Below are 20,138 nucleotides of genomic sequence, written 5' to 3'. Positions count from 1 at the left end.
ATGCGAATCTGGCTGCTCCCGGTGCTGGCACTCCTGGCTTTCTCGGCATCTCCCTCCCGTGCGGCGCACGCCTATGCCCAGTTCGGCGACATCCGCTATGCGAGCGGCTTCACGCATTTCGACGAGGCCAACCCGGACGCGCCCAAGGGCGGCGAGATCCGCATGGTGCCGCCGACCCGGCCGACCAACTTCGACAAGTTCAATCCGTTCACGCTCAAGGGCACGGCACCCTACGGCATCGGCGCGCTGATGCTCGAGAGCCTGCTGACGGGCAATTCGCAGGAGCCCACCACGGCCTACGGCCTGCTGGCCGAGGACGTGGAGGTCGCGCCCGACAGGCATTCGGCGACCTTCAGGCTGAACCCCAAGGCGCGCTTCCACGATGGCTCGCCGGTGCTGGCCGCCGACGTCGTCCATTCGTTCGAGACGCTCGTGAGCAAGGCCGCGGCGCCGCAGTACCGCTCGATCTATGCCGAGGTGAAGGGCGTCCGGGCGCTCGACGCGCGCACGGTGCGCTTCGATTTCGCCAGTGCCAATTCCGAGCTTCCGCTGGTCGTGGGCGGCATGCCGGTGTTCAGCCGCGCCTGGGGACGCGGCAAGCCCTTCGACCAGGTGGTCTCGGAGGTACCGATCGGCTCCGGGCCATACCGCCTGGTCGAGCCGCGCATGGGCCGCGACATCACCTACACCCGCGATCCCGGCTACTGGGGCGCCGACCTGCCGGTGCGCCGCGGGCTGTTCAACTTCGACCGGGTAAGCTTCAAGATCTATCTCGACGACACCTCGCGCTTCGAGGGGCTGAAGGCCGGCGAGTACGACTTCATGCGCGAGTTCACCTCGCGCAACTGGGCCCGGCAGTACACCGGCCGGCAGTTCACCTCGGGCGAGGTCGTGAAGCGCGCCTTCGAGAACGGCAACCCGGGCGATTTCCAGGGCTATGTCTTCAACCTGCGCAATCCCAAGTTCCAGGACGTGCGGGTGCGTCAGGCGATCGGGCTGGCGATGGATTTCGAATGGCTCAACAAGCAGCTGTTCTACGGCCTGTACAAGCGCGTGGTGGGTTACTTCCCGAACAGCGAGTTCCATGCCGAGGGCCTGCCCAAGGCCGACGAGCTGGCCCTGCTGGAGCCCTTGCGTGCGCAACTGCGTCCGGAGGTCTTCGGGCCGGCCGCGGTGCCGGCGAGCACGGCGCCGCCGGGGAGCCTGCGCGACAACCTGCGGCGTGCGCGCGATCTGCTGGCCGAAGCCGGCTGGACCTATCGCGACGGCGCGCTGCGCGATGCCGCCGGGGCGCCCTTCACCATCGAGTTCCTGAACGACCAGCCCTCGCTCATCCGCGTGGCGACGCCATTCCAGACCGCGCTGCAGAAGCTGGGCATCCAGATGACCTTCCGCACCGTGGACTTCTCGCTCGCGCAGCAGCGCATGCAGGAGTTCCAGTTCGAGATGACGACAACCCGCCTGCCAGGCAGCACGGCGCCGGGCAGCGAGCTGATCGAGCGCTTCGGTTCCCAGGCGGCGAAGACGCCGGGTTCGTCCAACATCTGGGGCATCGCCGATCCGGCGGTCGACGCGTTGCTGCGCAGCGTGGTCTCGGCCACCACCCGGCCCGCGCTGAGCGCGGCGGCGCGCGCGCTCGACCGCGTGCTCGCCCATGGCCACTACTCGGTCCCGCAATACTACGGAGACGCGTTCCTGATCGGCTATCGTCCGCGCCCGTTCGTGCTGCCCGCCATGGTCCCGCCGTACTATCAGCCCGACACCTGGGCCATGAGCACCTGGTGGGCATCGCCTTCCAACCAGTGAGCGACCACGAAAGCAATCCGACCCCACGATGGCCAGCTACATCCTCAAGCGCCTCCTGCTCATGGTGCCCACGCTCCTGGGCGTGCTGCTGCTGACCTTCGTGGTGATCCAGTTCGTGCCGGGCGGACCGGTCGAGCAGATGGTCGCCCAACTCCAGGGCCGCGATTCCGGTGGCGAGCGCGCCGCCAGCGCCGGGGCGGGCTATCGCGGCCGCCAGGGCCTCGACGAGCAGCGCATCGGCGAGATCAGGCAGCTCTATGGCTTCGACAAGCCGCCGACCCAGCGCTTCTGGGAGATGCTCAAGTCGTTCGCGCGCTTCGACCTCGGCACCAGCTTCTACCAGCGCAAGGCGGTGTGGGAGCTGATCAAGGAAAAACTCCCGGTGTCGATCAGTCTGGGGCTGTGGACCTTCTTCATCAGCTATCTCATCGCCGTGCCGCTGGGCGTGGCCAAGGCGGTGCGGGCCGGTTCGCGCTTCGACTTCGTGACCACGCTGTTCGTGCTGATCGGCTATGCGATCCCCGGCTTCGTGCTGGGCGTGGCTCTGCTGGTGGTCTTCGGTGGCCAGCTGCAGTGGTTTCCGCTGCGCGGCCTGACCTCTCCCAATTGGGAGAGCCTGGGCTGGGGGGCGCGGATCGTCGACTACCTCTGGCACATCGCCCTGCCGGTGACGGCGATGGTGCTGGGCAGCTTCGCGGTGACGGCGATGCTGACCAAGAACTCGTTCCTGGAGGAGATCCGCAAGCAGTACGTCCTGACCGCGCGCGCCAAGGGCCTGAGCGAGCGGCAGGTGCTCTGGAAGCATGTCTTGCGCAATGCGCTGATCCCGATCGTCACGGGCTTCCCGGCCGCGTTCATCGGTGCCTTCTTCACCGGCTCGCTGCTCATCGAGACCCTGTTCTCGCTCGACGGCCTGGGCCTCCTGAGCTATGAGAGCGTGATCCGGCGCGACTATCCGGTGGTGCTGGGCACGCTCTATTTCTTCACGCTGATCGGGCTGGTCACCAAGCTCGTCTCCGATCTCTGCTATGTCTGGGTCGATCCCCGTGTCAAGTTCGATTGAAGCGGACGCGGACCCGTCCGTGTCCTCCCGCCCGCCGTCGGTGTCGGTGAGCCCGGGCCGCCGCGCGTGGCAGCGCTTCCGGCGCAACCGCCTGGGCTACTGGAGCCTGTGGGTCTTCGGCATCCTGGTGGTGCTCAGCCTGTTCGCCGAGATCCTCTCGACCGACCGGCCGCTGGTCGTCCGCTACGAGGGCCGGACCTATTTCCCGGTCCTGCAGGTCTATTCCGAGAAGACCTTCGGCGGCGACTTCGAGACCCCGGCCGACTACCTCGATCCCTTCATCCGCGAGCGCATCACGCGCGACGGCAATTGGGCCGTCTACGCGCCCAATCCCTATGGCCCGCGGACGCTCAACTACTTCGCCACCTCGCCGAATCCGGCGGCGCCGTCGCGCGAGAACTACCTCGGCAGCGACGATCGCGGGCGCGACCTGCTGGCCCAGCTGATCTACGGCTTCCGCGTCAGCGTGCTGTTCGCGCTGGCGCTCACGGCCATCGGCGTGGTGCTGGGCGTGGTCACGGGGGCGCTCCAGGGCTTCTTCGGCGGCAAGACCGACCTGGCCTTCCAGCGCTTCATCGAGATCTGGGGCTCGATGCCCGAGCTCTACCTGCTCATCATCTTCAGCGCCATCTTCGCGCCCAGCGTGGCGCTGCTGCTGATCCTGCTGAGCCTGTTCGGCTGGATGGGGCTGTCGGACTACGTGCGCGCCGAATTCCTGCGCAACCGCCAGATGGACTACGTGCGCGCCGCCCGCGCCCTGGGCGTGTCGAACCTGCAGATCATGCGCCGCCACATCCTGCCCAACAGCATGACGCCGGTCGTCACTTTCCTGCCGTTCCGCATGAGCGCGGCGATCCTGGCGCTGACCTCGCTCGACTTCCTGGGCCTGGGCGTGCCGCCGGGCACGCCGTCGCTGGGCGAACTGCTCAGCCAGGGCAAGGCCAACATCGACGCCTGGTGGATCTCCCTCTCGACCTTCGCCGTGCTGGTGGTGACGCTGATGCTCCTGACCTTCATGGGCGATGCCCTGCGCGACGCCCTCGATCCCCGGAAGGCCGAACGATGAGCGCGCCCTGGCTGCTCGACGTGCGGGGCCTGCGCGTGGGCTTCGGTGGCCGCGACGTGGTGCACGGCATCGACTTCCACATCGCACCGGGCGAGAAGCTGGCGCTGGTGGGGGAGTCGGGCTCCGGCAAGACCGTGACCGCGCTGAGCCTGCTCGGTCTGGTGCCGAACGCCGACGTCGCGGGCGTGGCCCGGTTCTCCGACATCGATGGGGGGACCGGCAACGGCAACGGTGCCGCGCGCGATCTGCTGAGCCTGCCCGAGCACACCCTGCGTGGCATCCGCGGCAAGGAGATCGCCATGATCTTCCAGGAGCCGATGACCGCCCTCAACGCGCTCTATGCCGTGGGCGACCAGATCGCCGAGGTGCTGGAACTGCACGAGGGCCTGTCCAGACGCGATGCGCAGCAGGCCGCCGTGCGCCTGCTCGCCGACACCGGGATCACCGAGCCCGAGCGCCGCGCGCGCGCGTTCCCGCACCAGCTCTCGGGCGGCCAGCGCCAGCGCGCCATGATCGCCATGGCGCTGGCCTGCAAGCCGCGCCTGCTGCTGGCCGACGAGCCGACGACGGCGCTGGACGTGACGGTGCGGGCCCAGATCCTCGATCTGCTCGCCGACCTGCAGCGGCGCCACGGCATGGCGGTGCTGCTCATCACGCACGACCTGAACCTGGTGCGCCGCTTCGCCGACCGGGTCGCCGTCATGGAGGGCGGACGCATCGTGGAGGAGGGTGGCGTGGGCGAGGTCTTCAACGCGCCCCGGCATCCCTACACCCGCCGGCTGATCGACAGCCGTCCGACCCGCGACGTCGCCCAGCGGCCCGCCGAGCCGGCGGCCGAGGCGCTCGTCGAGGCCCGGGGCCTGCGCGTGAGCTACCCGACGCCGCTGCCGGGTCTGCGCGGCTGGTTCGCCAAGGGCGCCTTCGTCGCCGTGCAGGGCGCCGACTTCCGCATCGCGACGGGCGAGACGCTGGGCGTGGTGGGTGAATCGGGATCCGGCAAGTCGACCCTCGCATTGGCGGCACTGGGCCTGCTGCCGCACGACGGCGACCTGACCGTCGAGGGCCGCTCCTGGGGCACGGGACGCGGCCAGGACCGGATGCTGCGGCGCGCGATGCAGGTCGTCTTCCAGGACCCGTTCTCCTCGCTGTCGCCGCGCATGACGGTCGAGCAGATCGTCGGCGAAGGGCTCACGGTGCACGAGCCGGCGCTCGACGCCGCCGGGCGCCGCGCCCGCGCGCTCGAGGCGCTGGCCGATGTCGGCCTGACCGAGGCGCAGTTCCCGGCCCTGCTGGACCGCTATCCGCACGAATTCTCGGGCGGCCAGCGCCAGCGCCTGGCGATCGCGCGGGCGCTCATCGTCGGGCCGCGCCTGCTGGTGCTCGACGAACCGACCAGCGCGCTCGACGTCACGATCCAGAAGCAGGTGCTGGGTCTGCTGCAGCGGCTGCAGCGCGAACGTGGCCTGGGTTACCTGCTCATCACGCACGACGTCGAAGTGATCCGCGCCATGGCGCATCGCGTCATCGTGATGAAGGACGGCGCCATCCTGGAGACCGGGTCCGTCGACGCCGTGCTCGACGCGCCCACCCATCCCTACACCCGCCAGCTGGTGGCCGCGGCGCGGCTGGCCTAGGGGACCCGGATGCAAGGACGATCGGACATGGGGATGTCGAATCCCGGACACGACCGGCGCGCCGCCTGGCGCGCCGCGCTGGCCTGCATGGTGACGCTGTCGGTGGCGATGGGCCTCGGCCGCTTCGCCTTCACTCCGATGCTGCCGCTCATGCTGCACGAGGGCCGCCTCGACCTGCAGGGCGGGGGTCTGCTGGCATCGCTGAACTACCTGGGCTATTTCCTCGGCGCCGTCTCGTGTGCCTCGCTGCGGGTGCGCGCGGCCACGATGGTGCGCGGCGGCCTGGTCGCCACCGCCGCGCTGCTGCTGGGCATGGGACTGCTGCACGGCTTCACGACCTGGGGGGCGCTGCGCACCCTGGCGGGGGTCATGAGCGCCTGGGTCTTCGTCTTCGCTTCCGGCTGGGGACTGCGCCGCCTCGCCGAGACCGGCGCGTCGCAACTCGCCGGGGTGATCTATTGCGGTCCGGGCGTCGGCATCGCCGCGACCGGACTGCTCGGCGGCGTGATCGGGCGCTGGGGCGCCGATGCGGCCTGGATCGGCTTCGGCGTCCTGGCGCTGGCGCTCATCGCCGTCATCTGGCGCGTCTTCGACGATGGAGCGACGCCCGCCACGGGCGGTGCCGGCCCGGTGGCGATGCCCCGGGTCGCCTCGGTCCGCGACCGCGCCGATGCCGGCTGGCTGGTCGGGCTCTATGGCCTGGCCGGCTTCGGCTACATCATCACCGCCACGTTCCTGCCGCTGATCGCCCGCCAGGCCCTGCCGGGCTCGCCCTGGCCCGACTTCTTCTGGCCCCTGTTCGGCCTGGCCATCGTGCCGGGGGCATTGATCGGATCGCGGGCGCCCGCCAGCTGGGACAACCGACTGCTGCTGGCGGTGGCCTATGCGCTGCAGGCCGCCGGCATCGTGCTGTCCGTGGCCTGGCCGACGGTGGCCGGATTCGCGCTGGGCAGTCTGCTGCTGGGCATGCCGTTCACGGCGATCACGCTGTTCGCCGTCCGTGATGCCCGGCGCCTGCGCGGCAACGCGGCGGCCGGGCTGATCGGCTACGCCACGGCCTCCTACGGGGTCGGGCAGATCGTCGGGCCGCTGTTCGCCGCGCCGCTGGCGCAGCGCACGGGCTCGTTCTCCCTGCCGCTCCTGATCGCGGCGCTGGGCCTGGCGATCGGCTCGGCGCTGTTCGCGCGGGTCTGGTGGCGCTCGCGCGCCGAAATGAGTCTCCTCCGAGCGTGAACGTCGGAAGGAGCCGCCCGTCGACGTAGCCATTTGGCATATAATCCAAAGCTCACGACCAAACGGGCGGGTACTTACCGCCCGTTTTTTTATGGGTCGAAACATTTCCGATGCGGTGTCCGCGGGCTGGCGACACCACATCGGATGTACCCCAGCATCCCAAAGGCGCTTACAAACACGTGGCATTGCAGCAGACAGTGGAACAAACCGTGGCCGGTCTCGGCTACGACCTCGTCGAGATCGAACGTTCGGCGGGCGGATTGCTGCGTATCACGATTGATTTGCCCTGGATCGCCCCCAGCTCGGAAGCTGTGGCGGCAGGTGTCCCCGAACCCTTCGTGACGGTCGAGGATTGCGAGAAGGTCACCCGGCAACTGCAATTCGCGCTCGAGGTCGACGGCGTCGACTACAAGCGCCTGGAAGTCTCTTCGCCGGGCATCGATCGCCCCTTGCGCAACGAACAGGATTTCGAGCGTTTCGTCGGCGAGGTGATCGACGTCACGCTCAAGGCGCCGCTGGGCAGCGCCGCCGCCGGCCAGGTGTCGGCCAATCGCAAGAAGTTTCGCGGCACGCTCGAGCGGGCCGACAACGGTGGCTGGCAGATCGTGTGGAGCGATGCGCCGCCCGTGAAGCCGGGACAGAAGATCGGCAAGAAGCGCGCGCTGGCACCGTTGCAGGCGCTGGGTTTCGTGTTGGACGAGTTGCGCGAAGCGCGGCTCGCGCCGATCGTGGATTTCAAGGGCCGCAGGGCCAAAGCCGCCGAAGGAGCGCCGGAGCAGGGTCCGGATGGAGCCTCTTCGGAGGATGGCGGCACGGAAGTGTCGGACTGACAAGAGGAGCTAGTGGCAATGAATCGCGAAATGTTGATGTTGGTGGATGCGATCTCGCGCGAGAAGAACGTCGAGCGCGACGTCGTCTTCGGCGCGGTCGAGTCCGCGCTGGCGCAGGCCACCAAGAAGCTCTATCCAGGCGAAGTGGACATCCGTGTGGTCGTGGATCGCGACAGCGGAAACTACGAGACCTTCCGGCGCTGGCACGTGGTCCCCGACGAGGCCGGCCTGCAGTTGCCCGAGCAGGAGATCCTGCTGTTCGAGGCCAAGGAGGAGATGCCCGACATCGAGGTCGACGAATACATCGAGGAATCGGTGGAGTCGGTGCCCATCGGCCGCATCGGCGCCATGGCGGCCAAGCAGGTCATCCTGCAGAAGATCCGCGACGCCGAGCGCGAGATGCTGCTCAACGACTTCATGTCGCGCGGCGATAAGATCTTCGTCGGCACGGTCAAGCGCCTGGACAAGGGCGACATCATCGTGGAGGCGGGTCGCGTCGAAGGGCGCCTGCGCCGCAGCGAGATGATCGCCAAGGAGAACCTGCGCAATGGCGACCGCGTGCGCGCCATGATCATGGAGGTGGACCTCACGCTGCGTGGCGCGCCCATCATCCTGTCGCGCTCGGCGCCCGAGTTCATGATCGAGCTGTTCCGCCAGGAAGTCCCCGAGATCGAACAGGGCCTGCTGGAGATCAAGAGCTGTGCCCGCGATCCCGGATCGCGCGCCAAGATCGCGGTGCTCTCGCACGACAAGCGCGTCGACCCGATCGGCACCTGCGTCGGGGTCCGGGGCACGCGTGTGAACGCCGTGACCAACGAGCTCGCCGGCGAGCGCGTCGACATCGTGCTGTGGAGCGAGGACCCCGCGCAATTCGTGATCGGCGCCCTGGCGCCCGCCAACGTCTCGTCGATCGTGGTCGACGAGGAAAAGCACGCCATGGACGTGGTGGTCGACGAGGAGAACCTCGCCATCGCCATCGGTCGTGGCGGTCAGAACGTGCGTCTGGCTTCCGACCTCACGGGTTGGAAGATCAACATCATGGATGCCAACGAGTCGGCCCAGAAGCTCGCGCTCGAGACGGATTCGAGCCGCAAGCTGTTCATCGAGAAGCTCGATGTCGACGAAGAGATCGCCGACATCCTGATCAACGAGGGCTTCACCAGTCTGGAAGAGGTGGCCTACGTGCCGATCTCCGAACTGCTGGAGATCGAAGGCTTCGACGAGGACACGATCAACGAGTTGCGCACCCGTGCCAAGGATGCGTTGCTCACGATGGAAATCGCCAAGGAAGAAAGCGCCGAGGGCGTCTCGCAGAATCTGCGCGACCTCGAAGGCCTCGACGCCGAACTCATTCCCAAATTGGCCGAGGCGGGTGTCCATACCCGTGACGACCTGGCCGACCTCGCGGTCGACGAACTCACCGAGATCACCGGCCACAGCGCCGATGACGCCAAAGCCCTCATCTTGAAAGCTCGCGAACACTGGTTCGCGGGCCAAGAGTGACGGTCATGGAGGCACGAAGCACATATGTCCAGCACCACAGTCGCCGAGTTCGCGAACGAACTCAAGAAGACCCCCGAAACCCTGCTTGACCAGCTCAAGAGCGCAGGCGTGCCCAAGGCGGCACCCACCGATGCCCTGACAGAGGCCGACAAGCAGCGGCTGCTCGGTTTCCTCAAGGCCAGCCATGGCACGGCCGAGCCCGAACGCAAGAAAATCACGCTCGTGAAGAAATCCACCAGCGAAATCAAGCAGGCCGATGCCATGGGTCGTGCGCGCACGATCCAGGTCGAAGTGCGCAAGAAGCGCACGTTCATCCAGCGCGACGATGCGCCGGCGTCGCCGCCCGAGCCGGTGCAGGCCGCACCGGTCGAGCCGCCCGCACCCGCGCCCGTGGCACCCAAGGTGGACGAGGCCGAACTGGCCCGCCGCGAGGAAGAAGCGCGTCGCCAGGCTGAATTGATTCGTCGCCAGGAGGAAGAATTGGCTGAAAAGCGGCGCCAGCGCGAGGAAACCGAAGCCCGCGCCCGTGAACAGGCCGAGCGTGTCGACCAGGCCGAACTGGCCGAGCGGCAGGCACGGGACAAGGTGGAAGCCGATGCGGAAGCGCGTCGCAAGGCCGCCGCGGCCGCCGCCGCCGCGACCGCCGCCACCAACGCCTTCTCCAAGAGCATCGCGCCCTCGCATCGGGCCGCCGCTGCCGCAGCCGAGAAGGCGGCAGCCGAGAAGGCCGCGGCCGAGAAGGCCGCCGCTGAAAAGGCCGCTGCAGCTGCAGCCTCCGCAGCCGCTGCCGCGCAGTCCCGTGAGGACGCCAAGGCCAAGGCGGCCGCCGAATCGAAGGCCCGTGCCGACGAGGAAGCCGCGCGCGCCAAGGACCTGGACGAGCGTCGTCGCAAGGCCCTGGCCGAGGCCGAAGCCATCCGCGCCATGATGAATGCACCGGCCCGCGTGCTGGTCCCGCACAAGGCGCCGGAGAAGGAAGTCCCGAAGCCGGCCGTCAAGGGCACGTTGCACAAGCCCGTCGCCCCGGTGGCGCGTGCGGGTGCGCCCGCCGCGCCTGGCGCGGCCGCCGCGCCCGGTGCCGCCGCTGGCAAGGAAGTCAAGTCCGCCAAGCTCTCCTCGAGCTGGGCTGGCGATCCGGCCAAGAAGAAGGAGATCAAGACCCGTGGCGACGCCAGTGGCGGCGTCGGACGTGGCAACTGGCGCGGTGGCCCGCGTGGGCGTCGCGGCTCCAACGACCGTGGTGGTCATGACGACCAGCACGTCCAGTCGGCACCGGTGGAAGTGCGCGTGCTCGAAGTGCACGTGCCCGAGACCATCACCGTCTCCGAACTCGCGCACAAGATGGCCGTCAAGGCCCAGGAAGTCATCAAGCAGCTGATGAAGCTGGGCATGATGGCGACCATCAACCAGTCGCTCGACCAGGACACCGCGATGATCATCGTGGAGGACATGGGCCACACGGCCGTGGTCGCCGCGCTGGACGATCCGGAAGCCTTCACCGACGAGGACGTTGGCGCCCAGGCCGGCGAGTCGCTGCCGCGCGCACCCGTCGTGACCGTCATGGGTCACGTCGACCACGGCAAGACCTCGCTGCTGGACTACATCCGGCGTGCCAAGGTGGCGGCGGGCGAAGCCGGCGGCATCACCCAGCACATCGGCGCCTATCACGTCGAGACCGACCGCGGCATGGTGTCTTTCCTCGACACCCCGGGTCACGAGGCGTTCACCGCCATGCGGGCCCGTGGCGCGCAGGCGACCGACATCGTCATCCTGGTGGTGGCGGCCGATGACGGCGTGATGCCGCAGACCAAGGAAGCCATCAAGCATGCGAAGGCTGCTGGTGTGCCGATCGTGGTCGCCATCAACAAGGTCGACAAGGCGGATGCCAACCTCGATCGCGTCAAGCAGGAGCTGGTCGCCGAGGAGGTTGTGCCCGAGGAGTACGGCGGCGAAGTGCCGTTCGTGCCGGTGTCGGCCAAGACCGGCCAGGGCATCGACGACCTGCTCGAGCAGGTCCTGCTGCAGGCCGAAGTCCTGGAACTGAAGGCGCCGGTGGCAGCCGCCGCCAAGGGTCTGGTCATCGAGGCTCAGCTCGACAAGGGCCGTGGTCCGGTGGCGACCGTCCTGGTCCAGTCCGGCACGCTCAAGACCGGCGACGTGGTGCTGGCCGGTTCGACCTATGGCCGCGTGCGCGCCATGCTCGACGAGAACGGCCGGGCCAGCAAGTCCGCCGGTCCGTCGATCCCGGTCGAGATCCAGGGTCTTACCGAGGTGCCGCAGGCGGGCGACGAATTCATGGTGATGAGCGACGAGCGCCGTGCGCGCGAGATCGCTACCTACCGGGCCGGCAAGTTCCGCAACACCAAGCTGGCCAAGCAGCAGGCGGCCAACCTGCAGAGCGTGTTCACCGACCTGTCGGCGGGCGAGGTCCAGACGCTGCGCCTGATCATCAAGGCTGACGTCCAGGGTTCGCAGGAAGCACTGGCGCAGTCGCTGCTCAAGCTGGCGACCGAAGAGGTCAAGGTCCAGGTCGTGTACGCCGGCGTCGGTGGCATCAGCGAGAACGACATCAACCTGGCGATCGCCTCCAAGGCGGTCGTGATCGGCTTCAACGTGCGTGCCGATGCCGGTGCGCGCAAGCTGGCCGAGAACAATGGCGTGCAGCTGAACTACTACAGCATCATTTACGACGCCGTCGACGAGATCAAGGTCGCGATGTCGGGCATGCTGGCACCGGAGCGTCGTGAAGAGGTCATCGGCACGGCCGAGATCCGCACGGTGTTCGTCGCTTCCAAGATCGGCACGGTCGCCGGCTCGTACATCACGTCGGGCTCGGTCAATCGCAGCGCGCATTTCCGCCTGCTGCGCGACAACGTCGTGGTCTACACCGGCGAGATCGACTCGGTCAAGCGCCTCAAGGACGACGTCCGCGAAGTCCGCGAAGGCTTCGAGTGCGGTATCAAGCTCAAGAACTACAACGACATCAAGGAAGGTGATCAGCTGGAGTTCTTCGAGATCCGGGAAATCGCCCGTACCTTGTGATCAGAGCCGCACATGCCCAAGAGAAAAGCCGCTGCGCCCAATCGTTCGTTCAAGGTCGCCGATCAGATCCAGCGTGATCTGACCGAGCTGATCGCGCGCGAACTCAAGGACCCGCGCGTGGGCATGGTGACGATCCAGGCGATCGAGGTCACGCCGGACTACGCTCATGCCAAGGTGTTCTTCAGCGTCCTCACGGGAGATCCCGTCGAGACGACCGAAGCCCTCGGTCAGGCCGCGGGCTTCCTGCGCAGCGGCCTGTTCAAGCGTCTGCACATCCATACCGTGCCGACGCTGCACTTCGTGTTCGACCGCACCACCGAGCGCGCGGCCGACATGAATGCCCTCATCGCCCAGGCCGTCGCGTCCCGTTCGAAGGACGACTAGCCATGAATGCGCCACGCACGAGGGTGCAGCGGCGCCCCGTGCATGGGGTGCTGCTGCTCGACAAGCCGCTCGGACTCTCGAGCAACCAAGCCTTGCAGAAGGCCAAGTGGTTGCTGCGAGCGGAGAAGGCCGGCCATACCGGCACGCTGGACCCGCTCGCCAGTGGCGTGCTGCCGCTGTGCTTCGGCGCGGCGACCAAGTTCAGCCAGCTCCACCTCGATGCCGACAAGACCTACGAGGCGACGGCTCGGCTCGGTGTCCGGACATCCACCGGTGACGCCGAAGGTGACGTGATCGCCGAACGTCCGGTCGACGTCACCGTCGCCGACCTGGCGCGCGTCGAGGCGCTCTTCACCGGACCCCTGCGACAGGTGCCGCCGATGCACAGCGCCCTGAAGAAGGATGGCAAGGCCCTCTACGAATATGCCCGTGATGGCATCGAGATCGAGCGCGCTCCGCGCGACGTGATCGTGCGGTCGCTGTCCCTGGCATGGATCGAGCCCGAGCTGATCCGCATCGTCGCCACCGTGAGCAAGGGCACCTACATCCGCACGCTGGGCGAGGACATCGGCGAGGCGCTGGGATGCGGCGCGCACCTGCGCTCGCTGCGACGCCTGTCGACCGGTGATTTCGACGCCACGCGCTGCATCACGCTCGACGGGCTCGAAGCCATGGACGAGACGGAGCGGCTGGCGTGCCTGCTGCCCGTCGAGTCGCTGGTGTCGGGCCATGGCCGTGTCACGCTCCAGGCCGATGATGCGGCTCGTTTTCTCTCGGGTCTGCGCCGGCGCGGCGAATGGGCCGATGCCGACGAGATCGCCGTGTTCGGCAGCCAGCCGGTGGCGTTCCTGGGAACGGCCCATGCGCGCGCGCGCGAACTGATACCGGGGCGGTTGCTGAACCCCATCGAAATCCAGCAAATCCTTTTGAACGCACCTGTGAACGCAACTTTCTGCGAAACGACACCATGAGTACCAAGCAAATCCGCAATATCGCCATCATTGCCCACGTGGACCATGGCAAGACCACGATGGTCGACCAGCTGCTGCGCCAGTCGGGCACCTTCGCCGATCACGAGAAGGTCGTCGACACCGTGATGGACAACAACGCCATCGAGCGCGAGCGCGGCATCACCATCCTGGCCAAGAACTGCGCGGTGAGCTGGGAAGGCACGCACATCAACATCGTCGACACCCCCGGCCACGCGGACTTCGGCGGCGAGGTCGAGCGCGCCCTGTCGATGGTGGACGGCGTTGTGCTGCTGATCGATGCCCAGGAAGGCCCCATGCCTCAGACCCGCTTCGTGACCAAGAAGGCGCTCGCGCTGGGTCTGAAGCCGATCGTGGTCGTCAACAAGGTCGACAAGCCCGGTGCGCGGCCCGACCACGTCGTCAATGCCGCCTTCGACCTGTTCGACAAGCTCGGCGCCACCGACGAGCAGCTCGATTTCCCGGTCGTCTATGCCTCCGGCATCAATGGCTGGTCCTCGCTGGAGGAAGGCGAGCCGAACGAGCAGTGGGGACCCGACATGTCGGCGCTCTTCAACACCATCCTGAAGCACGTGCCGTCCCAGAAGGGTGATCCGGCCGCGCCGCTGCAGCTGCAGATCTCGGCCCTGGACTTCTCGACCTTCGTCGGCCGCATCGGCGTCGGCCGCATCAGCGCCGGCACCATCAAGCCGATGATGGACGTGGTGGTCATGGAAGGGCCCGAGGGCAAGGTCGTCAAGGGCCGGGTCAACCAGGTGCTCAAGTTCCACGGCCTCGACCGCGTGCAGGCGACCGAAGCCGGACCCGGCGACATCGTGCTGATCAACGGCCTGTCGGACATCGGCATCGGCGTGACGATCACCGATCCGGCCAGCCCCATGCCCATGCCCATGCTCAAGGTCGACGAGCCGACCCTGACGATGAACTTCTGCGTCAACACCAGCCCGCTGGCCGGTCGCGAAGGCAAGTTCATCACCAGCCGCCAGATCTGGGATCGCCTGCAGAAGGAACTCCAGCACAACGTCGCGCTGCGCGTGAAGGAAACCGACGAGGAAGGCATCTTCGAAGTGATGGGACGTGGCGAACTGCACCTGACCATCCTGCTGGAGAACATGCGCCGCGAAGGCTACGAGCTGGCCGTGTCGAAGCCGCGCGTGGTGTTCCGCGACATCGATGGCGTCAAGAACGAACCCATCGAGCTGGTCACCGCCGACATCGAGGAGACCCACCAGGGTGGCGTGATGCAGGCACTCGGCGAGCGCAAGGGCGAGCTGGTGAACATGGAGTCCGACGGCCGCGGTCGCGTGCGCCTGGAGTACCGCATTCCAGCTCGCGGCCTGATCGGCTTCACCAACGAATTCCTGAACCTGACGCGTGGCTCGGGCCTGATCTCCAACATCTTCGACAGCTACGAGCCGCACAAGGGCGAGATCGCCAGCCGCAAGAATGGCGTGCTGATCTCCATGGACGACGGCGAGATCTTCACCTATGCGCTGGGCAAGCTCGACGACCGCGGCCGCATGTTCGTGAAGGCAAACGATCCGGTGTACGAGGGCATGATCGTCGGCATCCACAGCCGCGACAACGATCTGGTGGTGAACGCCACCCGCACCAAGCAGCTGACCAACTTCCGCGTTTCGGGCAAGGAAGACGCGATCAAGATCACGCCTCCGATCGAACTCACGCTGGAATACGGCGTGGAATTCATCGAGGACGACGAACTGGTCGAGATCACGCCCAAGAGCGTTCGCTTGCGCAAGCGCTATCTGAAGGAACACGAGCGCAAGCGCGCGAGCCGCGAATAAGGGACCTGGGAGCGCGAGCTCCTGCCGGACGTCGCGTCCGTGTGTTCCGCCCATGAAAAAACCGGCTCGAGGGCCGGTTTTTTCATGGGCTTGAGCCACCCAGAGAAATCCGGGTGGAGCCTGGAAAGGCTTAGGGCCGGGCGACCTTCCAGACGCCGCCGACGCCGTCGCCCGTGCGGTCACCGGCCTTCGTGTCCTTGGCCCAGTAGTAGAGCGGGGCGCCCTTGTAGGCCCACTGGCGCGTGCCGTCGTCGCGCATCACGACGCTGTAGTCGCCCATCGGCCTGGCGGTGGCGGGCGCCGTGAGCGCGGGCCAGTTGGTGATGCAGGGGCCGTTGCAGACGGACTTGCCGCTGCCCACCATGTCGCGGCTGAAGGTATAGAGCGTCATGCCATTCGGGCCGACCAGCACGCCATCGGCGGTGCGCGTCGGGGTGTCGGGCATGGATGCCGATGTCGACTTGGACATGGGCGAGTAGCTGCCACAGCCAGCGAGCAGAGCGGCGGCGAGGATCGATGCACTGAGCAGTTTCATGAGGGATCTCCTGAGTGGGTGGTCAAAACTGAACTAAATCTAAAGGCATTGGCAGTCTAGCCGCCCCGCTGACGCAATTCGCGGTGTTTGATCAGCTTGGCGGGATTGCCCGCATAGACGCCCCAGGGCTCGAGCGAGCGGAACGCCACGCCGCGCGCACCCAGCACCACGCCTTCACCGACGTCGACACCCGGGCCGACGAAGGCTTCGGCCGCGATCCATGCCTGCGCGCCGATGGTGATCGGCCGCGTCGTCAGCTGGAACACCGGTGAGCTGATGTCGTGCGAGCCGGCGCACAGGTGCGCGCCCTGCGACACGATCGCGCCCTGGCCGATGTGGATCGGCGCCATGTTGTAGCAGTTGACGCGGGGTCCGATGAGGGCGCGTTCCTCCATGTGCAGATGCGGCGGATACCAGACCTTGGCCGTGCCACGCACATCGGTGCCCGCGGCCATGGTGGCCCCGAAGGTCCGCAGGATGAAGCGGCGCCAGCCCCGCAGGGGCGGTGGGGTCCAGGACGCGAGAACGGCCCAGGTGACGATCCAGAGTGCACGAAGCAGCCGATTGGAGAGGGAAAAGCTCGGCCCGCCACCCAGAGGGTTGGAGCGCTCGGCGTCGAGGGGTTGGAGTGCCATGGGAAGTCGTCGAGTGCGGTCGGATGGGAATGGGAAGGGAAATGGGGCAGGGTAGATCGGGGGCTCAGCGGGTGCGGCTCTTCATGGCGCGCTCGACCTCGCGCTTGCCTTCGCGGTCCTTGATGGTGTCGCGCTTGTCGTGCTCCGCCTTGCCCTTGGCCAGGGCGATCTCGCACTTCACCTTGCCTGCCTTCCAATGCAGATTGAGTGGGACCAGCGTGTAGCCCTTCTGCTCGATCTTGCCGGTGAGCTTGCGGATCTGCTCCTTGTGCAGCAGCAGCTTCTTGGTGCGCACCGAATCCGTGGTCGTGTGCGTGGAAGCGCTGCGCAGCGGATTGATCTGGCAACCGACGATGAACATCTCGCCGTCGCGGATCATCACATAGCCGTCGGTCAGCTGCACCTTGCCTTCGCGCAGGGACTTCACTTCCCAGCCTTCGAGCACCATGCCGGCCTCGAAGCGTTCTTCGAAGAAATAGTTGTACGCAGCCTTCTTGTTGTCGGCGATGCGGGTCGAGGGGTCTTGGGTTTTTTTGGTGGCCATGGCTGTCCGATCTGGGGTCGCATGGCATCAATACAATCGAGGCGCACACATCGTGCCGATTCTATGAAAACCGTTCACAAGTCAGTTCTCATCTGGTACAGCGCCGATGAGATGTATGCCCTGGTCACCGATGTGGCGAGATACCCCGAATTCCTTCCCTGGTGCGACAAGACCCGTGTGATCGACGAAAGCCCGAATGCGATGACGGCCGAGATCGGCCTGTCCTTCGGCGGGATGCGACAGAAGTTCACGACGCGCAATACCCATGTCCCCGGACGCGAGGTACGTCTGAAGCTCGTGGACGGGCCATTCTCCAATCTCGACGGCGTCTGGAAGTTCGAGCCCGTGGGCGAGGCCGGTGAACGCGCCTGCCGCGTCGAACTCGACCTGAGCTATGGCTTCAACAACTTCGCGCTGCAGGCCGTCGTCGGGCCGGTGTTCGACAAGGTCGCATCGAGCCTGGTGGAGGCCTTCGTCAAACGCGCCGAGCAGGTCTATGGCACGCCCTGACGATCCAGCGGCATGAGCATCTCCGTCACGCTGCTGTGCTCGCCCGCCGCGCGCCAGACGTTCGAGCAGGCTCTCGATCTTCCCGAGGGCGCGACGGTCTCCGAAGCGGTCCTGGCCAGCGGCCTTGACGGGCAGTTTCCCGCACTGGACTGGCGAGCCCTGACACCTGGCGTCTGGGGCAAGGTGGTGGGCTGGGACCGAGTCCTGCAGCAGGACGATCGACTCGAGCTGTGCCGTGCGTTGCTGGTGGATCCGAAGGTCGCCCGACGCGAGCGCTTCCAGCGCCAGGGAAGTCGCGCCGCCGGACTGTTCGCCCGTCGGCGCGAAGGCGGGAAAGCCGGCTACTAGCACTGGCTCGCCGTCGTCTTCCAGCGTCCTAATTGCACTCGCTGTCGATGATCGATTGCAGGCGCCGGTTCTCGGCGTCACGCGCGCCATCGTCCATGATCTCGCGCTCGCCATTGGCATTGATGCGGGCGATGCGGATCCCGCTGTCGAACGTGGATTTGCCCTGACGGGCACGGGCGCAGTTGTCGGCCTTGGCCCTGGCCAGTCGTTCCGCTTCGGCCGCCTGCTTGGCCTTGTCGGCTTCCTCGGCACGCCGGGTCTTCTCTTCCAGCTCGCGATCGACACCGGCCGGCCGCGACAGGCTGCTCGAAGCGCCGGCACGCGGCGCGAGCGCGGGTTCCGGCTGCGTGCTCGTCTGTGGCGCCGAGGGCGGCGTGACCGATCGCATCGGACTGCCGGGACGACGCACGATGTTCTTCTCCGGCACGGTGATCGGCGGCGCCTGGTCGCTGAACACCTTCTTTCCATTGTTGTCGATCCATTGCCATTGAGCGGCAACCGTCAGCGGCAGGGCGCCCAGGCACGCCACGATCAGGAAGTGCGAGATCTTCATCTACGGCAGTTTAGCGCTCGCGGGCGCGCTGGAGGATCGCGTCCGGAGCCAGGCCGAGAGCACCGTCGGCGACGATCCGCGCCGGGGATGGCGGGCACGAAAGGACGCGTCGCCCTCGTTACAATCCATCTTTTGGAGCCTTACCTCATGCGCCTTCTAGGCAAAGCGCTCACCTTCGACGATGTGTTGCTGGTGCCAGCGTTCTCCCAGGTCCTGCCCAAGGACACCTCCCTCGCCACCCGGTTCTCGCGCAACATCTCGCTGAACCTGCCGCTCGTCTCCGCGGCCATGGACACCGTGACCGAAGCGCGCCTCGCGATCGCGATCGCTCAGGAAGGCGGTATCGGCATCGTGCACAAGAACCTGACGGCGCAGCAGCAGGCGGCCGAGGTTGCCCGCGTCAAGCGCTACGAGTCGGGCGTCCTGCGCGATCCGGTCGTCATCACGCCGGGGCATTCGGTGCGCCAGGTCATGGCACTGTCCGAGCAATTGGGCATTTCGGGCTTTCCGGTGGTCGACGCCGGGAAGGTGGTGGGCATCGTGACCGGGCGCGACCTGCGCTTCGAGAACCGCTACGACGTACCAGTCAGCGAGATCATGACGCCGCGCGACCGGCTCATCACCGTCCCGGATGGCACCACGCTGGTCGACGCCAAGGCACTGCTCAACAAGTACAAGCTCGAACGTCTGCTGGTGATCAACGACGACTGGGAGCTCAAGGGGCTGATCACGGTCAAGGACATCACCAAGCAGACCACCTTCCCCAATGCCGCACGCGATGCCAATGGCCGCCTGCGCGTGGGCGCGGCGGTCGGAGTGGGCGAGGGTACCGAGGAGCGCGTCGAGGCCCTGGTGCGCGCTGGCGTGGATGCCATCGTGGTCGACACCGCGCACGGCCACAGCAAGGGCGTGATCGACCGCGTGCGCTGGGTCAAGCAGAACTATCCGCAGATCGACGTCATCGGCGGCAACATCGCCACGGGCGATGCCGCGCGGGCTCTGGCCGATGCCGGAGCCGACGCGGTCAAGGTGGGCATCGGCCCGGGATCGATCTGCACGACACGGATCGTCGCGGGCGTGGGCGTGCCGCAGATCATGGCGGTCGACAGCGTGGCGACGGCGCTGCAGGGGACCGGCGTGCCGTTGATCTCCGATGGCGGTGTCCGCTATTCGGGCGACATCGCCAAGGCGTTGGCCGCTGGCGCCAGCACGGTGATGATGGGCAGCATGTTCGCCGGTACCGAGGAGGCGCCCGGCGAGATCGTCCTGTACCAGGGCCGCAGCTACAAGAGCTATCGGGGCATGGGGTCGATCGGCGCGATGCAGCAGGGCAGTGCCGACCGCTACTTCCAGGAATCGAGCACCGGCAATCCCAATACCGACAAGCTGGTTCCCGAAGGCATCGAGGGTCGCGTTCCGTACAAGGGTTCGATCGTCTCGATCATCTATCAGATGGCCGGCGGCGTGCGCGCCAGCATGGGCTATTGCGGTTGCGCCACCATCGACGAGATGAAGGAGCGTGCCGAGTTCGTCGAGATCACGGCGGCCGGCATTCGCGAAAGCCACGTCCACGACGTGCAGATCACGAAGGAAGCGCCCAATTACCGGGCCTCGTGACCGCTCCATCAACCAATCCGCGCGTCATGGCAGGCCAGGCG

General features: G+C 66.9%; 18 protein-coding genes. 14 read left to right on the top strand and 4 right to left on the bottom strand.

Annotated elements, in window-relative coordinates:
* The 11 genes from AC1MLT_RS04840 (at position 1) to typA (ending at position 15,355) form a co-directional block, all read left to right on the top strand.
* Complete coding sequence (locus AC1MLT_RS04840; protein ID WP_481034129.1) at positions 1–1,806, top strand: extracellular solute-binding protein; 1,806 nt, start codon at positions 1–3, stop codon at positions 1,804–1,806.
* 28 nt (positions 1,807–1,834) lie between these two features.
* Positions 1,835–2,869: a microcin C ABC transporter permease YejB gene (locus AC1MLT_RS04835; protein WP_481034128.1), complete on the top strand. Its 1,035-nt coding sequence runs from the start codon at positions 1,835–1,837 to the stop codon at positions 2,867–2,869.
* Between the two features lie 19 nt (positions 2,870–2,888).
* The gene (locus AC1MLT_RS04830; RefSeq protein WP_481034127.1) at positions 2,889–3,935 is read left to right on the top strand and encodes an ABC transporter permease; all 1,047 of its coding nucleotides are present in this window, start codon (positions 2,889–2,891) and stop codon (positions 3,933–3,935) included.
* On the top strand, positions 3,932–5,569 hold the full coding sequence (locus AC1MLT_RS04825; protein WP_481034126.1) for an ABC transporter ATP-binding protein: 1,638 nt from the start codon (positions 3,932–3,934) through the stop codon (positions 5,567–5,569). Before AC1MLT_RS04830 ends, AC1MLT_RS04825 begins: the two co-directional genes overlap by 4 nt.
* 33 nt (positions 5,570–5,602) lie before the next feature.
* Positions 5,603–6,802 (top strand): YbfB/YjiJ family MFS transporter, encoded by a 1,200-nt coding sequence (locus tag AC1MLT_RS04820; RefSeq protein WP_481034125.1) that lies wholly within the window; start codon positions 5,603–5,605, stop codon positions 6,800–6,802.
* 179 nt (positions 6,803–6,981) lie between these two features.
* Positions 6,982–7,632: a ribosome maturation factor RimP gene (rimP, locus tag AC1MLT_RS04815; RefSeq protein WP_481034124.1), complete on the top strand. Its 651-nt coding sequence runs from the start codon at positions 6,982–6,984 to the stop codon at positions 7,630–7,632.
* A gap of 18 nt (positions 7,633–7,650) precedes the next feature.
* Entirely contained in the window at positions 7,651–9,135 is a 1,485-nt protein-coding gene (nusA, locus tag AC1MLT_RS04810; RefSeq protein ID WP_481034123.1) for a transcription termination factor NusA, read from the top strand.
* Positions 9,136–9,159: 24 nt separating this feature from the next.
* Entirely contained in the window at positions 9,160–12,177 is a 3,018-nt protein-coding gene (gene infB / locus AC1MLT_RS04805; protein WP_481034122.1) for a translation initiation factor IF-2, read from the top strand.
* Between the two features lie 12 nt (positions 12,178–12,189).
* A complete protein-coding gene (rbfA, locus tag AC1MLT_RS04800) occupies positions 12,190–12,561 on the top strand; it encodes a 30S ribosome-binding factor RbfA (RefSeq protein ID WP_296307121.1) in 372 nt (123 codons plus the stop codon).
* Between the two features lie 2 nt (positions 12,562–12,563).
* Positions 12,564–13,532 (top strand): tRNA pseudouridine(55) synthase TruB, encoded by a 969-nt coding sequence (truB, locus tag AC1MLT_RS04795; protein WP_296307119.1) that lies wholly within the window; start codon positions 12,564–12,566, stop codon positions 13,530–13,532.
* A complete protein-coding gene (typA, locus tag AC1MLT_RS04790) occupies positions 13,529–15,355 on the top strand; it encodes a translational GTPase TypA (RefSeq protein WP_296307117.1) in 1,827 nt (608 codons plus the stop codon). The genes truB and typA overlap by 4 nt, the downstream gene beginning before the upstream one ends.
* A gap of 130 nt (positions 15,356–15,485) precedes the next feature.
* Here typA and AC1MLT_RS04785 read toward each other — a convergent pair whose 3' ends face one another.
* The 3 genes from AC1MLT_RS04785 to smpB form a co-directional block, all read right to left on the bottom strand.
* Positions 15,486–15,890 carry a COG4315 family predicted lipoprotein gene (locus tag AC1MLT_RS04785; protein WP_481034121.1) on the bottom strand — a complete coding sequence of 135 codons (405 nt, stop codon included), beginning with the start codon at positions 15,888–15,890 and terminating at the stop codon, positions 15,486–15,488.
* Between the two features lie 56 nt (positions 15,891–15,946).
* Entirely contained in the window at positions 15,947–16,525 is a 579-nt protein-coding gene (locus AC1MLT_RS04780; RefSeq protein WP_296307115.1) for an LbetaH domain-containing protein, read from the bottom strand.
* A gap of 64 nt (positions 16,526–16,589) precedes the next feature.
* Entirely contained in the window at positions 16,590–17,069 is a 480-nt protein-coding gene (smpB, locus tag AC1MLT_RS04775; RefSeq protein ID WP_296307113.1) for an SsrA-binding protein SmpB, read from the bottom strand.
* A gap of 63 nt (positions 17,070–17,132) precedes the next feature.
* Between smpB and AC1MLT_RS04770 the strand changes: the two genes are divergently transcribed.
* Both AC1MLT_RS04770 and AC1MLT_RS04765 read left to right on the top strand, forming a co-directional pair.
* A complete protein-coding gene (locus AC1MLT_RS04770) occupies positions 17,133–17,579 on the top strand; it encodes a type II toxin-antitoxin system RatA family toxin (RefSeq protein WP_296307111.1) in 447 nt (148 codons plus the stop codon).
* Positions 17,580–17,591: 12 nt separating this feature from the next.
* Positions 17,592–17,927: an RnfH family protein gene (locus AC1MLT_RS04765; protein ID WP_296307109.1), complete on the top strand. Its 336-nt coding sequence runs from the start codon at positions 17,592–17,594 to the stop codon at positions 17,925–17,927.
* Positions 17,928–17,955: 28 nt separating this feature from the next.
* Here AC1MLT_RS04765 and AC1MLT_RS04760 read toward each other — a convergent pair whose 3' ends face one another.
* The gene (locus tag AC1MLT_RS04760) at positions 17,956–18,480 is read right to left on the bottom strand and encodes a DUF4124 domain-containing protein (RefSeq protein ID WP_296307105.1); all 525 of its coding nucleotides are present in this window, start codon (positions 18,478–18,480) and stop codon (positions 17,956–17,958) included.
* Positions 18,481–18,627: 147 nt separating this feature from the next.
* Here AC1MLT_RS04760 and guaB point away from each other — a divergent pair, with 147 nt between their 5' ends.
* Positions 18,628–20,097: an IMP dehydrogenase gene (guaB, locus tag AC1MLT_RS04755; RefSeq protein ID WP_296307101.1), complete on the top strand. Its 1,470-nt coding sequence runs from the start codon at positions 18,628–18,630 to the stop codon at positions 20,095–20,097.
* The last annotated feature ends 41 nt before the right edge of the window (positions 20,098–20,138 follow it).

It is taken from the genome of Variovorax sp. PEI5, from assembly GCF_056679935.1.
The sequence above is the reverse complement of the archived record's forward strand: the minus strand, read 5'-3'. Positions and strand labels throughout refer to the sequence as shown.